This window comes from Jeotgalibacillus terrae (genome assembly GCF_016908195.1).
Lineage (GTDB): Bacteria > Bacillota > Bacilli > Bacillales > Jeotgalibacillaceae > Jeotgalibacillus > Jeotgalibacillus terrae.
This window is the reverse complement of record NZ_JAFBDK010000001.1, coordinates 308548-323410: the sequence shown is the minus strand read 5'-3', so window position 1 is coordinate 323410 and position 14863 is coordinate 308548. Positions and strand designations below refer to the sequence as shown.

Here is a 14863-nt window from a genome sequence, read left to right as displayed (position 1 = left end):
TAATAAAAGTAATCTTCTGACAGTCTTCTGCTTTCATGGAGGATTGTACAATGCTGTTATGGCTCAAAAACCACCAGAAATATATTTTCATTCTTATCCCACTTATTTTTATCTCCATTTTTCTATTCTTCCAGTCTTCACAAAACACTACGCCTATTTCCAGTCCGCTCAATGAAAGTCCTTCAGAACTAAAAGAAGAAGCAGTGCAGGGTTCAGCTGCTGAAGCCGATATCATCTTTGTTGATATTAAAGGCGCAATTAAACGCTCAGGCGTGTACGAGATGAACAACGGTGACAGAGTCATTGATCTCGTAGAGCAGGCAGGCGGGGAATTACCTGCTGCAGATATGACTGCTGTGAATATGGCGCAAAAACTGTTTGATGAAATGGTTATTATTATCCCGGAGAAAATATCTGAAGAGGCTGTAAATCAGGCAGTACAATCTGATAAAATCAATATTAACGTAGCTACATCCACTGAACTTGAGACCATCCCCGGGATCGGACCATCTAAGGCTGCAGCAATCATTCAGTATAGAGAGGAAAACGGTTATTTCAAATCGATTGAAGATATGATGAATATCTCAGGTATCGGTGAAAAAACATTTGAACAACTGAAAGAATTCATCAGTACATTTTAGAGACGAATCTTTACAGAACCAACATCATACACAGCAGCAGCTGTCAGGAGGCATACAAAAATGAATCGGATTTCTTGGAATCAGTACTTTATGGCACAAAGCCATCTGCTTGCACTGAGAAGTACATGCACAAGGCTCACAGTAGGCGCTACAATCGTCCGTGAGCAGCGTATTATCGCCGGCGGATATAATGGGTCGATCAAGGGAGGAACGCACTGTATCGATGAAGGATGCTATGTCATTGATAATCACTGTGTCAGAACGATCCACGCGGAAATGAATGCAATTCTTCAATGTGCCAAGTTTGGCGCTGCTACTGAAGGTGCGAGCCTGTACGTCACGCATTTTCCATGTCTGCAGTGTACAAAAGCAATTATACAGGCGGGTATCTCAAAAATTTACTATGCCAGTGACTATAAAAATCATCCTTATGCAATTGAGCTTCTCGCCCAATCGGGAGTCGAAACAGAATGCGTTCCGTTTGACCCGGCTTCAATTGAACAGTTGATGACACCTGCTGAGCAAAGCAGAACAAATTGAAAGTACTGCTCTATAGTGCCCCTGCAGCCTTAGCTGGTGCTGTTGGGGCTTATCAGCCGGAATGGATTCCTGTTATAGTACTTTTCTTTTTATACGTTATTTTTAAATCCCCCGGATTATTATGTATCCTGACCTCATTATGTATATCCTTCTTCTTTTTTCTCCATACAAACCATCATCTCAACACGCTCACAACGAATATGAGCGCAGACACAAAAACCCTCACACTTGAAATTACATCTCCTTTTACAGGTTCAACAAATCTACGGGCAGAAGCGATTCATCAAGAAGAAAAGCTGATCATAATGATTCCTCAAGAGCAGAAAAGTCTGATAGAAAGACTGCCCGACGCATCACAATGTCAATGGACAGGGGAGCTGATACAGCCTTCATCTGCCGAGAACTTTCATGCTTTTGATTATCGCAGCTACTTATACTATCAAAACATCCACTGGATCTTCCGGGCTGAGAGTGTGAAAAACTGCGTGATGACTGATCAGTCAGTATTGGATAAATTAAACATGATCAGGCATAAAGGGATTGAAAGAACGGAACAGATTTTTCCTCAAAACAGTCTCGGCATTGCAAATGCGCTGTTATTTGGTGACCGGAGTAAAATGGAGGATGAACAGATCAGGATGTATCAGCGCCTTGGTGTCATTCATCTGCTCGCGATTTCCGGTATGCATGTCGGAATGATGACATTATTGATCTGGCTGACAGGTCTCAGGATTGGCCTGACGAAAGAGACAGTCAGGATGGGAATGTTTATCATTTTGCCGCTCTACACGATAATGGCTGGTGCTGCCCCGCCTGTCTTAAGGGCAGCTGGGATGGTTCTGTTGGGATTATGTCTTCAGTATTTATTCATACGTCTCCCCCTCGTTCATATCCTCTGTACTGTTTTTATAATTCATTTATTTCTGTTTCCTCTTGAACTCATTCAGGCAGGTTTTCAGCTCAGTTACGCAGTCAGTTTTGCGCTGGCCTGTTCATCAGGACTGATTTTACGGTTAAAACATAAGTCTGTCAGTCTGCTTATAGTTACTGCTATTGCCCAGCTCAGTGCACTGCCGATCATTCTGTGGCATTTCTATGAGCTTTCCCTGTCTTCTTTTATCGTCAATATGTTTTATGTTCCTCTTTACACAATTATCATTCTTCCTGCATTTGTTCTGCTCTATCTTCTGTCTTTTTTGTCAATGGATGCTGCTGTCCTTCTGGCATATCTTCCTTCAATTATCATTCATCATACAGAGAATATCTCAGCTGTCATATCAGATATCAGGTTTTCGGTTCTGATTACAGGGAAGCCCGGTCTATTCAATACGGTCATCCTGCTTATTTTCTGTTACCTGATCCTGTTCTTCTCAGAGAGGAGGAAACGATTCCTTTCAACCATAAGTGCGATGGTCTTAGTCGTTACGATGACTGCTGCACCATATATAAGCAGCAGGGGCAGTATAACATTTATTAATGTAGGTCAGGGGGACAGTGTACTCATCCAGTTACCGTATAAACAGGGGAATATATTAATTGATACAGGAGGGCAGGTTCAGTTTGGAAAGGCGGATAGTGATTATTCAGTCGGTCAGAATATCGTTCTTCCCTACCTAAAGAGTATGGGAGTTTCAAAAATAGATCTCATGATTCTGACACATCACGACTGGGATCATATTGGGGGAGCGGCGGATCTTGCAAGGGAACTTTATATCAGTGAAGTATGGACCAGTGCAGGTTCAACAGAGAAAAAAGAGATGAAAGAGCTGTTGCATACCTTCCAGGCACAGCAAACACCTGTAAGAGAAATATCAGAAACGGTTTCATGGCAGTCTGGTGATGCTGAATTTACTTTACTTGTGCCGGGTGAGAACTATGAAGGGAATGATGCTTCGCTTATATTAACTGCTGAAGCAGGAGGAAAGAAATGGCTGTTTACGGGGGATATTGGTGAGAGTACAGAAAATGCCCTCATGAACCAGTTTGAAGACATTGACGTGCTGAAAGTAGCGCACCATGGCAGTAATTCTTCAACGATACAGGCTTTTCTGGATAGGGTGAAACCGGAGACGGCGATTATTTCAGCAGGGAAAAATAATATGTACGGTCACCCTCATCCCGATGTTTTAGAAAGGTTGCACTCTGCAGGGAGCCGGATCTACATCACAGCAGATCACGGAGCGGTCAGGTATATATTTGAAGGAAATCAAGGCACTTTTGAGCAGGCAGTGCCATATGATAATAAAAAGTAAGCTAAAGACTGTCTTAAGCTGCTGAAATGTACAATTAACTTTATCAAAGCAAAAAAATAAAAGAGCCTTGAAGGCTCTTTAAAGGGTGTTAGGATCCCACGACTGAGATGACTGTTCCTACGATGAATAATGCAGCGAAAAATCCAAATGAGACAACAAATGCCACGCCGGAATCAATCAGGTCGTTTCGTTTCGATTGAACATTTTGTTCGAATTCATTCATGGTTACCCCTCCTATTATACAATTTAAAGTATAGAGCATCATTTTATAAAAATCCATAGTTACCATTTAAAAATAACGGCTAATAACAGCTTATCACAAATAATTCATAAATGGATACAGATACTATAGCACAAACAGCTTTACATCCGGTGACCCGGGACCGGATGTAAAGTGTTTATATAAGGCAGTTACCTTCTGCCCGTCCGCTATTGTATAGGGAAGATGATTTCCTATACAATAGTGGAGATACATATTAAAGTGAGGCGGATATAAGTGATTGTTAAAGAATGGACTGCCATAAAAAAACAACAGCTGGCGCCTGTTTATTTATTATACGGTGAAGAAGATTATCTGCTTCACGAAACAAAGCAGCTGCTGATCCGGCATGCGATACCGGAAACTGAGATGGATTTTAATTTCTCTTTGCATGATCTTGCTGATGAAGGAAGTCTTGAAGCGGCTGTAGAGGATGCTGAGTCATTTCCTTTTATGGGTGAGAGGCGTCTTGTGTTTGTTGACGGGGCAATGTTTTATACAGCAGATAAGAAAAAAGAAAAACAGCCGACTGACGTACTTGAAGCTTATCTTCAGTCTCCTGCACCTTACACAGTACTTGTCATCCATGTGCCTGCAGAGAAGCTTGATGAACGTAAAAAAATTACGAAGCTGACAAAAAAGTCGGCAACGGTCATTGAAGCAAAAAAATTAACGGTGAATGATATAAGAGGCTGGATCAAATCCAAAGTAGCCGACCACAAGATGCAAATAGAAGATGAAGCAGTTGAAAAACTGACCGTTTTAGCGGGAACAAATCTTTTTATGCTCGCTGGAGAAATCGATAAACTTGCTCTCTACGCCCAGGGTGCTGATGTGATAAAAGCTGAAGATGTAACGCTGCTGACTCCAAAGTCAGTAGAGCATAATGTGTTTGACCTGATTGAATTCACATTAACCGGAAAAACAGCTCAGGCGATTGAACTCTATCATGATCTCCTCAGACAGAAAGAGGAACCGTTAAAGCTGCTCGCACTGCTGAGTGGCCAGTTCAGACTGATCTATCAGGTGAAAAACATGAGCGAAAAAGGATTCAGTCAGCAGCAGATTGCCTCAAGGCTGAAGGTCCATCCTTTCAGAGTTAAGCTGGCTGGTCAGCATGCATCCAGGCTTTCAGGTGAACATCTGAAAAAAGTGATGCTTGAACTGGCGTCATGCGATCTTGCCTTAAAATCTTCATCCGGCAGGAAAGAGATGATTCTTGAAATGTTTATTACCAGGCTGCCGATATTTGTTAAATAAAGGCTATGTTAAAGTCCAATGTTGTTTTAGCACAGCTGGTGATTGCAGCGGAAGGGGGACGACTCCAGCAGGAGAAGCGTGACAGGTGAGACCCCGCAGAAGCGTAGCTTCGAGGAGGTCCGATTGAATCGGAGCCAAAAAAAGGCTCATGCGGAAAGCGTTCCCCCTGCAGCGGAAATCAACAGCCAACTTTAACAGAGTTTAAATAAAAAAACCGATGCTCAATATTGAGCATCGGTCTCTTTATTATGCGTTAAGCTTTTTCGTTAGACGAGACTTTTGACGGTCTGCGTTGTTTTTGTGAATAAGCCCTTTTTGTGCAGCTTTGTCCAGCTGTTTTACAGCGCTTGAAAGTAATTCCGTCTTGTTGTCAGAATCGTTCTGAACAGCAGTTTCGAAACGCTTAATCGCTGTACGCATTGATGATTTCTGCTGAATGTTCGCTTCGTTGCGAGCAGCATTCGTCTTTGTGCGTTTGATTGCAGATTTAATGTTTGGCATTTATGTCACCTCCCGAACTGAATCGAGGACTTTAGAAAACTCGATTAACATGATTCACGCCGTTTACGGCATACGGTTTCTCGTAAGGAACCGGTTAGATTCAATTACATAAGAACAAGGGATATTTTATCAAACAGACCGGGAGAATGCAATAGTCATGAAAATAATTATTTGGTTAAAGAATAGAATACACGCTTTGGTACCAACCTAAATAAAAATTCCACTAAGGAAGTGAAGCGGATGGCTTTCCGGACTGACCTCGCACTTGAAGCCTATGAACTCTCCGGCAAACAGGAACTTACCATTGAAGAAGAAATAATTAATGAATTTTCGCTGAAGAAAATATATGTAAGTAAGACAGCCGCCGCTGCAACCGGCAAAAAAGAAGGAAGCTACTGGACGTTTGAAGCGCCACAGCTCCGGACGCAAAATGAAGAATGGGTTGAGAAAGCAGCAAAGGCACTTTCAAGTGTAATCAGACAGTTTCTGATTGAACTCGATGTCAAAGAAGATACGCCGATCCTGATTGCAGGGCTTGGCAACTGGCAGATTACGCCTGATGCACTCGGTCCTGAAGTGTGCAGAAAGGTGTTCGTGACAAATCATTTATTTGAAGTGGAGCCTGGAGCCGTTGAAGGTGGATTCAGAAGAACAACTGCATTAGCGCCGGGTGTCATGGGTCTGACAGGCATGGAGACAGCTTCTACACTAAAAGGGGTGATCAATGAGTATAAGCCTGGTGCTGTGATTGTCATCGATGCGCTAGCTGCAAGATCGGCTTCGAGGCTGCATACCACTGTTCAGCTGTCGTCAGCAGGAATTAATCCTGGAGCAGGAGTTGGCAATAACCGCCAGGAAATCAACAGTCATCTTTTTGGTGTGCCTGTGATTGCAATTGGAATTCCGACTGTAGTAGATGCTGCTTCGATTACAAAAGACACGCTTGGTTACTTTGAGAAAACGATCAAAATGAAGTCAAGTCAGGATAACAGACCATCTTCCTTATTAATGACGAAGCGGTCACTTGAAGAATTAAATCAAAATGAAGCAGAACCACACGAGAAAAATGCTTATATGGGTTTAATCGGCGGTCTGTCGGAAGAAGAGCAGCAGGAACTTTTCAAAGAAATTCTGTCACCAATCGGACAAAACCTGATTGTCACACCAAAAGAAACGGACCTCTACATCAAACAGGCTTCTGATATGCTTGCAGCAGCCCTTGATCAGGCCCTGCATTATCCTGAATAACGTTCTGAAAAATGATTGAATACATATACTGCAAAAAGATTTGAATCAGGAGGTGCCCTGGTGAAAAAAACGCAGTCATTGTATTCAATCAATTTATTTTTAAAAACTTTTCTACTTTTGATCTCAGTTATGGCAGCCGGACTGTACATGCCGGATATTAAAAGAGAGGTCATGTCATTTTCATTCGATCTCCCTGACGAAATGCCACAGCGCGCTGTTTTCCTGATGCTGCAGACTGAATATGCACACCTCTCATCAGGCGATGAGCTTGGAAATGTGTGGTCTTCATTATCCGGGACTGTCTTCAATCCCGAAAACTGGCTCGCGCTGGAAGGGTTCAGTACAGAAGCGCTGGCCAATGAATTTCCTGAGCCCTCGGAATCTGTACCCCCGGCAGACTGGTTTTTCAGCGGAGAAGAAGGGGAAGCTGTCGAAGTTATTCAGGCTCCTTCTAATATAGAGCAGTCTGAAAACCCGCGTGTCTTTATCTACTTCACTCATTCCAGAGAATCATTTTTGCCTTATCTGCCTGATATCTCTAATCCGAATCTTGCACATCACTCTAAAGTAAATATTACACAAACCGGCCAGTACTTTAAAACGTTTTTCCATGAAAATGGCATACCTGTAAAAGTGGATACGAGAGATATAGTTGCTCAATTGAATACGATTGGGAAAGATTACTGGCAGGCTTATGACGTTTCAAAAAGTGTTGTGCAGGAAGCGATAACCTCAAATAACACACTTGATTATTTTATAGATGTTCACAGGGATTCAGTGAGAAGAGAAGCTACGACATTACAATATAACGATAAGAGTTATGCAAAAGTAGCTTTTGTCGTTGGTGGCGAACATGACGGTAGTGAAGCGAACAGAGAACTTGCTGAAGCAATTCATGACCGGATGAACCTCAAAATCCCGGGCATTTCACGTGGTGTATATGTGAAAAAAGGTGAGCATACCAATGGAAAGTTTAATCAGGATCTCTCCCCGGGTTCAATTTTACTTGAACTCGGTGGAGTGGATAACAAGTTCGAGGAGCTTGAAGCAACCGCTGATATATTCTCTGATGCAATGAGTGAATATATGCTGGAATCAACGCCTGTCAATGCCCCTTAAAGTGTGCAATTGAAACGCGCCTGTTAAACTGATATACTTTACACTAGTATAATTGCGTCTTAAAAACAGGAGTGGACATTGAATGAATCAGGAACAGCGTTTAAATAGACAGAAAAACATCAGAAACTTTTCAATTATTGCCCATATTGATCACGGGAAGTCAACACTTGCTGACCGTATTCTAGAGCAGACTCAAGCATTGACAGCCCGTGAGATGAAAGCCCAGCTGCTTGACTCAATGGATCTTGAAAGAGAACGGGGCATTACGATTAAATTAAATGCAGTACAGTTAAAATATCAGGCTAAAGACGGTGAAGAATATACTTTTCACTTGATTGATACACCTGGACACGTAGACTTCACTTATGAAGTATCACGTTCTCTTGCAGCATGTGAAGGCGCGATCCTTGTTGTGGATGCAGCGCAGGGTATTGAAGCCCAGACACTTGCTAACGTATATCTGGCACTGGATAATGACCTTGAAATTCTGCCGGTTATCAATAAAATTGACTTACCTGCTGCAGATCCTGAACGTGTTCGTCAGGAAGTGGAGGATGTCATTGGCCTCGATGCTTCAGATGCTGTGCTTGCTTCAGCAAAAGCAGGAATCGGAATTGAGGATATTCTTGAACAGATTGTAGAAAAAGTACCTGCTCCTACAGGTGATCCTGAAGCACCGCTGAAGGCACTTATTTTTGATTCTCTATACGACCCTTATAGAGGGGTTGTTGCATATATCAGAATCGTAGAAGGAAGAGTAAAGCCTGGCGATAAGATCCGTATGATGGCAACCGGTAAAGAATTTGAAGTAAATGAGATAGGAGTGTTTACACCTAAAGCCACCGCTCAGGATGAACTGACTGTTGGTGATGTAGGGTATCTCACTGCTGCCATAAAAAATGTCAGTGATACGCGCGTAGGTGATACGATCACAAGTGCTGTGAAGCCGACTGAAGAGCCGCTGCCGGGATACAGAAAGATGAATCCGATGGTTTACTGTGGTCTCTATCCAATCGATACAGCAAGATATGTAGACCTTCGTGAAGCACTTGAAAAGCTTGAGTTAAACGATTCAGCGCTTCAATATGAAGCTGAGACTTCTCAGGCACTCGGATTCGGTTTCCGCTGCGGATTCCTCGGACTTCTGCACATGGAAATTATTCAGGAGCGTATTGAACGTGAATTTAATATTGATCTGATCACAACTGCACCAAGTGTAATTTATGATGTGTACCTTGAAGATGGTGAGCACATGATGGTTGATAATCCGTCGGCTATGCCGGATGCGCAGTCAGTTAATCATGTTGAAGAACCATATGTGAAAGCGACCATTATGGTACCTAATGATTATGTTGGTCCTGTCATGGAACTTTCCCAGTCTAAGCGTGGTAACTTCATTGATATGCAGTATATGGATGAATCGCGTGTTAACGTCGTTTATGAAATTCCGCTGGCTGAGATTGTCTATGATTTCTTTGATCAGCTTAAATCAAGTACAAAAGGTTATGCATCATTTGACTATGAATTGATCGGTTACCGTGAATCAAACCTTGTGAAGATGGATATTTTACTCAACGCAGAAAAAGTAGATGCGCTAAGCTTTATTGTCCATAGAGATTTTGCTTATGAAAGAGGTAAACTGATTGTTGAGAAGCTGAAAGAACTGATTCCGCGTCAGCAGTTTGAAGTGCCTATACAGGCGGCGATCGGAAATAAAATCATTGCCAGATCTTCAATTAAAGCAATCCGTAAAAACGTTCTTGCTAAATGTTACGGAGGAGATATCTCACGTAAACGAAAGCTGCTTGAAAAACAAAAAGCAGGTAAGAAACGTATGAAGATGGTCGGCTCAGTTGAAGTGCCTCAGGAAGCCTTTATGGCTGTCCTTCAGATGGATGAGGGAGAGAAGTAAGTCATATCAAGGGGTAAGGGTATAAATAAATATCATGACGGTGGAGTTTGCCACCGATATGCCACCGGTTTATAATTGACTGGTGATCGTATCGAAAATATCGGCGGCATCTCTCGCCATTTTCTTAGTCAGATGTACGTAACGATCTTCAGTGATCGATGCCCGGCTATGACCCAGGCGTCGCTGAACAGTCTTTGTCGGCTGTCCGGCTTCAATGAGCATCGTTGCGTGCGTGTGTCTGAGGGAGTGATAGTTAAAATCAATTTCTAGTTTCCCACGGATAAGTTCACGCGTCTGATATTTAATAACTGATGGTGTATATCGCTCTCCGTTTTCTTTCCTGCATACATAATCGTGATCTTCGTAACTGGTATAGTGTTCACCGTATTTCAAACGATTCTCGAGTTGCTTGCGCTTCTCTTTTTTCAATATGGACAAAAGATTGTTTCCTACAGGTATGGAGCGGTACCCGGCTTTACTCTTTGGCGGTCCGATCTCCCAAAACAATTTGTCTTTGCCGTTTACTTTATGTTTGCGGCCAACGAGCTGCTGATCGATTTGGATCACACCTTCATCGAAATCAATGTGTCTCCACTCCAGTCCGCACGTTTCTCCTACTCGGAGAGCGGCATTCAGGCCAATTACATAAGGAATATAAAACGGGTGACCTTCAGTGATCTTTTCACTTAGTAATTTAAGGTTCTCCCTGGACTGTATCTTTAAATCCTCTCTTGTTGACTTTCTGGGCGTTTCGATTAGTAATTCGACATATTGCATAGGGTTTTCATTGATGTACTTATACGGATAAACAGCCTGCTTTAATGATTTGTTTAAGATCCCTATCATGATCTCGATTGTTTTGCGTGCCCATTTTTCACGGACCTTTAAATTTACAAACTGTTGCATGACATGAGGTGTTAATGATTTGAGCTTATATTTACCTAAGTGCGGCAAAATGTGAATCCTGATAACGCTCTCATAATTATATTGCGTGTTTGGTTTCAACTTCAGCTCTACATACTCCTTCTGCCAGAACATTAGAAAGTCATGCAGCGTCATTTCAGATGGCTTAAAAACCGTACCGGCATTTTCATATTCAAGGATCTTCCTACGCAACACTCTTTCAGCTTCACCCTTCGATTGAGCACCTTCAGCTGTTCGTTCAACCTTCTTGCGTTTACCATCAACCATCCCTAAATCAAAATAGTAATACCAGGTTCCACCTCTTTTTCTAACTCCACCTTTCACAGATATTCACCCCCTTCCAATGAATTAATATCAATCACTATAAATGGATCAAAATTGATTATGTATTCTTTATGTCTAACTGACGGGCCGTAGCGATCAAAATAATAATCAAGAATTGTTTTTAGATCGTTAAGCTCAATTTCAAAGTCATGTGAGACATCTTCAGCGGTCAGATGTTTTTTCTCGTAGCAAGAAACAAGATCATCGAGTGATAAAATTTTTTCATATCCCCAACGTCTGGCTATGATTTCAGCTTTCAGTTTTGGCAGTGTGTTTAATTTAGTAATGTCACCAGCAGTTGTTAAATAGTGACCTATCTCTTCAGCCAGAATGAAATGTTTCTCATAAAGTGATCTGTTTTTATTGATCGCGATATAGTTATCGACTATAACCCCTGGTAACTTTGGGTGCATATGTTTATCCTCTTCAATTACCAGTTCCGGATACTGATCCATTAGCTTCTCATATCTCACATATCTTCACATCACTTTCTTTTGTTTTTTATATATTCGATATAGTCCATAATGTCCTCAAGTTCATCTTCAGTTACATCATCATCAATATGAGCTGCAATAACACGGTAATGAGATTTGTCAGCGAACTCACCCACTCCAAGCAGCTCGTCCATTGAGACACCAAATGTAGTGACGATAGCTCTCAAAACATTTGCCTTTGGTTCAGTCAAATCTTTCTCCCATTTAGATATCATGCCTTTAGTAATAGACATGTCCATTTTTTTATTTATACGGTTAGCGAATTCTTCTTGGGAAAGTTTTCGTTCTGTTCTCACTTTTTTAATAGCTTCTCCTATTGAATGCAATTGTTTTTCCTCCTTAAGGAAATTCGATTCCTGTTATAAAGATTATAAACAAAAGTTTCTTATTTGACAACAAACAAATAAAATTTGTACACAAAAGTAGTTGACTATGAAACTTCGCGGTGGTAATCTACCTTTAAGAGTTTCATATATGAAACCTTCTGAGAGGAGGTGAATGGTGCTTGGATACAAAAAAGCGACATCATGAACCTTACAGTAAGTTGAAACTCTATCTAAAAGATATTGGCATCACGCAAACTGAATTAGCTTCAATGGTTGGTATTGACCGTGTTTATCTTAATAAAAAGTTAAATGGATGGGGTCCTGATTTTTCTGGAACGGAAATCAGAAAAATTTGTTTGAAGCTTGATATCAGTTCTGATGCCTATTTTGTTGACAATAAAGTTTCATTTATGAAACTTGAAGAGTCAACTAAAGCCGGTTCTGGGTGATTCACTCAGAACCAATCAAAGGAGGTGTAATAATTTTGAATCAGCAATATGAATTTCAAACATCAGGAACCATTCCGCAACTCTATGACATTGCTGATGTAGCTAAACTCTTTAAAACGAATAAAAACACAGTATATGAGTTGATCAAAGCCGGACATTTAACCGCTCTCAAGCTAGGGCGGTTAAAGGTAACCTGTTACGAGCTGGAAGATTTTTTGAGAAGAAATAACGGTAAAGACTTCACTGATCTAAACAACGTCACTGAATTAAAAGAGGAGGCCAACAATGGGGGATATCATTCTTAAGTTCGCGAATGACTCGCAGTATGAAAAGTTTATACAGGATCTAAAGAAAGATATTATGTCTGATCTGGAAAAAGAAAAAACACAGCTTGATAGATCTTCAGAGGTTTTTCTTGATTTCAGTAAATCTCTTAGAGCTGAGATTCATCATAGGTATCACCAAAACATTAGAGTTCCAAGTCACCAACACTTCTATGAGTTTTTCAGAGTTGCTCTACTTAACGAAAGAGTACACATAAGTAATTTAGGTATGTACGATCCTGAAGTATTAAACGAAATGAAAAAAGATCTTATTAGAGTTGTGGATCACTACAGACTAACTAAAAAATTGGAGGTCTTTAAATGAAAATGTCAGCACTTGAGGAAAACTTTCATCAGGCAGGAGAAACAACAAAAAAAGCAATTTCTGATTTAGCGGATGCTGCTTTGCAGGATAGTGACACATATCAAGAAGCGATTAAAAAGTTAAAAGAATATCGCTGGAAAATGAATGGTGAAGTTGCAACATTCATTATTGAGTCTGCTGTTGAAGTGGTTCGAGAAAAAGCACTTCAGGTTGAAATAAAACATACAGCTCCAGAAACAGAAAAACAGGTCGCCGCTGGAACGACGACCCTAATTAAAGAATTCGCATCAAAACTTGAACAATCTTTAAAAGGTATTGATGAAAAAAATTATTGATCCTGTTGCTCACGTTCGTATTTTTCTAAAAAGCTTTTTGTAACTTTCGCTGAAAGAGTTGACATCTGAATTAGAAGATCAGAGATGCCATCATCATCTTTACTGAATTTTTCTTTAAATTCTTTTAATACTTCTTGTTCTATTTTGTCTAGTTTTGTATTCATTTTTACACCCCCTTTCTTACTAAGAATAGCAAAGTTTAGGGGAGATAGGAGGAAGTATGACAATTGGGTTTCCGAAAGATCAAAATCATGATTATAAAAAAGTTGATCGAAGAACAGCTGCAGCTGAATATGCAGATGGAAAAGAAGTTCAGTTTTTATCAAATGGTGAGTGGGTCACAATCGAACCGTATATTCACTCAGCATTTGTTTTCCAACACGCTTCTTATTTCAGGTTAAAGAAATGACAGTTCAAGATTATATTGAGTTTCTCAGATGGAGACGTGAGAGCGGAGAGGATGAGATAACCAGTGGACCACTGAATTATGAGCAGTTTGTGATCCTCTCTTTTGCTGCTAGAAAAATAGATTGGAGTGAAACGAAATGGGTGGACTTGAATTTATCCTCCTGGGATCGGCAATCAGTATCGTCACGATTGGTCTCTGTGGGATGTGGCATACAGCTGGTCAGGAGGTCAAAGGTAAATGAAGTTGATTAAAAGACTATTTAATCAGAGGTATTGGGACCGGGCCAGCTTGAAGGAGCGGCTGATCATTACAGCAAAGAATAAAAAATGAGCTCATCAGCGGGAACTGATGAGCTCTGGGGGTTTCGATAGTCAAAACATATTTGAGTTCATGCTATCAGAAACCCTGCTTTTTGACAACTACTTTATCGGGAGGTCAGATAGATGAATCAGATAACAAAGCTTTTTGAGGATCAACGAGTTCGGGTGATGGATCGCCAAGGTGAACCTTATTTTGTACTGAAAGACTTGTGTGAGATTCTCGGTCTTGGTCAGGTTGCAGGTGTCAAAAGGCGCTTAGAGAAGGACGTGATTTTAAATCACCCCCTTCAAACAGCTGGTGGGACTCAAGAGGCAGTGTTTGTAAATGAAGATGGTCTTTATGACGTGATTCTTGAGAGCCGTAAGCCATCAGCTAAACGTTTCAGAAAATGGATAACATCTGAAGTGCTGCCTTCAATTCGTAAGACCGGCGGGTACGTATCGAATGAAGATATGTTTATCCAGACCTATCTACCGCATGCGGATGAACAGACGCAGTTAATGTTTAAGTCGACATTAAAAACAGTCAGAGAGCAGAACGAAAAAATTGCTGTGCTACAACCAAAAGGATTATTTGCTGATGCAGTCAGCGCTTCAAATGGCAGCATTCTGATCGGAGACCTGGCTAAGCTGCTAAAGCAAAATGGATTCGATACAGGGCAAAATAGACTGTTCAGCCTGCTACGAGATCAAGGTTATCTGATCAAGAAACGCGGTGCTAATTTCAATAGCCCAACACAAAAAGCGATGGATCTCGGATTGTTCCGCATCAAAGAGACAGCGGTCACGCACTCTGACGGCCATGTGACGATTAATAAAACCACAAAAGTAACTGGCAAAGGTCAGCAGTATTTTATCAATAAATTTCTTCAGCAGAGCGCTATAGAGTAAACAGGGGGATT

19 protein-coding genes are annotated in these 14863 nt (G+C 41.1%); 13 read left to right on the top strand and 6 right to left on the bottom strand.

Translation table 11 applies throughout. The features are described from left to right. Positions 1–50: 50 nt before the first annotated feature. Genes JOD21_RS01840 through JOD21_RS01830 form a run of 3 tightly spaced genes read left to right on the top strand, consistent with a single transcriptional unit; the run spans position 51 to position 3433 of the window. Entirely contained in the window at positions 51–641 is a 591-nt protein-coding gene (locus JOD21_RS01840) for a helix-hairpin-helix domain-containing protein (protein ID WP_204727937.1), read from the top strand. 60 nt (positions 642–701) lie between these two features. Beyond that, a complete protein-coding gene (locus tag JOD21_RS01835; protein WP_204727936.1) occupies positions 702–1181 on the top strand; it encodes a ComE operon protein 2 in 480 nt (159 codons plus the stop codon). Beyond that, complete coding sequence (locus tag JOD21_RS01830) at positions 1178–3433, top strand: DNA internalization-related competence protein ComEC/Rec2 (protein ID WP_204727935.1); 2256 nt, start codon at positions 1178–1180, stop codon at positions 3431–3433. The genes JOD21_RS01835 and JOD21_RS01830 overlap by 4 nt, the downstream gene beginning before the upstream one ends. A gap of 88 nt (positions 3434–3521) precedes the next feature. On the opposite strand, the gene JOD21_RS01825 is transcribed toward JOD21_RS01830, so the two are convergent. Beyond that, a complete protein-coding gene (locus tag JOD21_RS01825; protein ID WP_204727934.1) occupies positions 3522–3656 on the bottom strand; it encodes a YqzM family protein in 135 nt (44 codons plus the stop codon). Between the two features lie 273 nt (positions 3657–3929). On the opposite strand from JOD21_RS01825, the gene holA reads away from it, so the two are divergent. Next, positions 3930–4952 (top strand): DNA polymerase III subunit delta, encoded by a 1023-nt coding sequence (gene holA, locus JOD21_RS01820; protein WP_338032848.1) that lies wholly within the window; start codon positions 3930–3932, stop codon positions 4950–4952. Positions 4953–5198: 246 nt separating this feature from the next. Here the strand turns inward: holA and rpsT are convergent, their stop codons facing one another. Continuing rightward, on the bottom strand, positions 5199–5453 hold the full coding sequence (rpsT, locus tag JOD21_RS01815; protein ID WP_041121069.1) for a 30S ribosomal protein S20: 255 nt from the start codon (positions 5451–5453) through the stop codon (positions 5199–5201). A gap of 240 nt (positions 5454–5693) precedes the next feature. Between rpsT and gpr the strand changes: the two genes are divergently transcribed. The 3 genes from gpr (at position 5694) to lepA (ending at position 9732) form a co-directional block, all read left to right on the top strand. After that, positions 5694–6701 (top strand): GPR endopeptidase, encoded by a 1008-nt coding sequence (gene gpr / locus JOD21_RS01810; protein ID WP_204727933.1) that lies wholly within the window; start codon positions 5694–5696, stop codon positions 6699–6701. Positions 6702–6761: 60 nt separating this feature from the next. After that, on the top strand, positions 6762–7820 hold the full coding sequence (gene spoIIP / locus JOD21_RS01805; RefSeq protein WP_204727932.1) for a stage II sporulation protein P: 1059 nt from the start codon (positions 6762–6764) through the stop codon (positions 7818–7820). 82 nt (positions 7821–7902) lie between these two features. Next, positions 7903–9732 (top strand): translation elongation factor 4, encoded by a 1830-nt coding sequence (gene lepA / locus JOD21_RS01800; RefSeq protein ID WP_204727931.1) that lies wholly within the window; start codon positions 7903–7905, stop codon positions 9730–9732. 69 nt (positions 9733–9801) lie between these two features. Here lepA and JOD21_RS01795 read toward each other — a convergent pair whose 3' ends face one another. Genes JOD21_RS01795 through JOD21_RS01785 form a run of 3 tightly spaced genes read right to left on the bottom strand, consistent with a single transcriptional unit; the run spans position 9802 to position 11800 of the window. After that, complete coding sequence (locus tag JOD21_RS01795) at positions 9802–10980, bottom strand: tyrosine-type recombinase/integrase (protein WP_204727930.1); 1179 nt, start codon at positions 10978–10980, stop codon at positions 9802–9804. Beyond that, on the bottom strand, positions 10977–11435 hold the full coding sequence (locus tag JOD21_RS01790; RefSeq protein ID WP_204727929.1) for an ImmA/IrrE family metallo-endopeptidase: 459 nt from the start codon (positions 11433–11435) through the stop codon (positions 10977–10979). Before JOD21_RS01790 ends, JOD21_RS01795 begins: the two co-directional genes overlap by 4 nt. A 29-nt stretch (positions 11436–11464) precedes the next feature. Then, complete coding sequence (locus tag JOD21_RS01785; protein WP_204727928.1) at positions 11465–11800, bottom strand: helix-turn-helix domain-containing protein; 336 nt, start codon at positions 11798–11800, stop codon at positions 11465–11467. 179 nt (positions 11801–11979) lie between these two features. Here JOD21_RS01785 and JOD21_RS01780 point away from each other — a divergent pair, with 179 nt between their 5' ends. Genes JOD21_RS01780 through JOD21_RS01765 form a run of 4 tightly spaced genes read left to right on the top strand, consistent with a single transcriptional unit; the run spans position 11980 to position 13232 of the window. Then, positions 11980–12249 (top strand): helix-turn-helix domain-containing protein, encoded by a 270-nt coding sequence (locus JOD21_RS01780; protein ID WP_204727927.1) that lies wholly within the window; start codon positions 11980–11982, stop codon positions 12247–12249. A gap of 35 nt (positions 12250–12284) precedes the next feature. After that, positions 12285–12554 (top strand): helix-turn-helix domain-containing protein, encoded by a 270-nt coding sequence (locus JOD21_RS01775; protein ID WP_239581250.1) that lies wholly within the window; start codon positions 12285–12287, stop codon positions 12552–12554. Next, positions 12535–12897 carry a hypothetical protein gene (locus JOD21_RS01770; protein ID WP_204727926.1) on the top strand — a complete coding sequence of 121 codons (363 nt, stop codon included), beginning with the start codon at positions 12535–12537 and terminating at the stop codon, positions 12895–12897. The genes JOD21_RS01775 and JOD21_RS01770 overlap by 20 nt, the downstream gene beginning before the upstream one ends. Then, positions 12894–13232, top strand: a complete 339-nt coding sequence (locus tag JOD21_RS01765; protein ID WP_204727925.1) for a hypothetical protein — start codon at positions 12894–12896, stop codon at positions 13230–13232. Before JOD21_RS01770 ends, JOD21_RS01765 begins: the two co-directional genes overlap by 4 nt. Here the strand turns inward: JOD21_RS01765 and JOD21_RS01760 are convergent. Beyond that, positions 13226–13396: a hypothetical protein gene (locus JOD21_RS01760; protein ID WP_204727924.1), complete on the bottom strand. Its 171-nt coding sequence runs from the start codon at positions 13394–13396 to the stop codon at positions 13226–13228. The genes JOD21_RS01765 and JOD21_RS01760 overlap by 7 nt on opposite strands. A 56-nt stretch (positions 13397–13452) precedes the next feature. On the opposite strand from JOD21_RS01760, the gene JOD21_RS01755 reads away from it, so the two are divergent. After that, positions 13453–13641, top strand: coding sequence for a hypothetical protein (locus tag JOD21_RS01755; protein ID WP_204727923.1), 189 nt, complete (start codon positions 13453–13455; stop codon positions 13639–13641). Positions 13642–14084: 443 nt separating this feature from the next. Next, positions 14085–14852, top strand: coding sequence for a phage antirepressor (locus JOD21_RS01750; protein WP_204727922.1), 768 nt, complete (start codon positions 14085–14087; stop codon positions 14850–14852). Positions 14853–14863 lie beyond the last annotated feature (11 nt).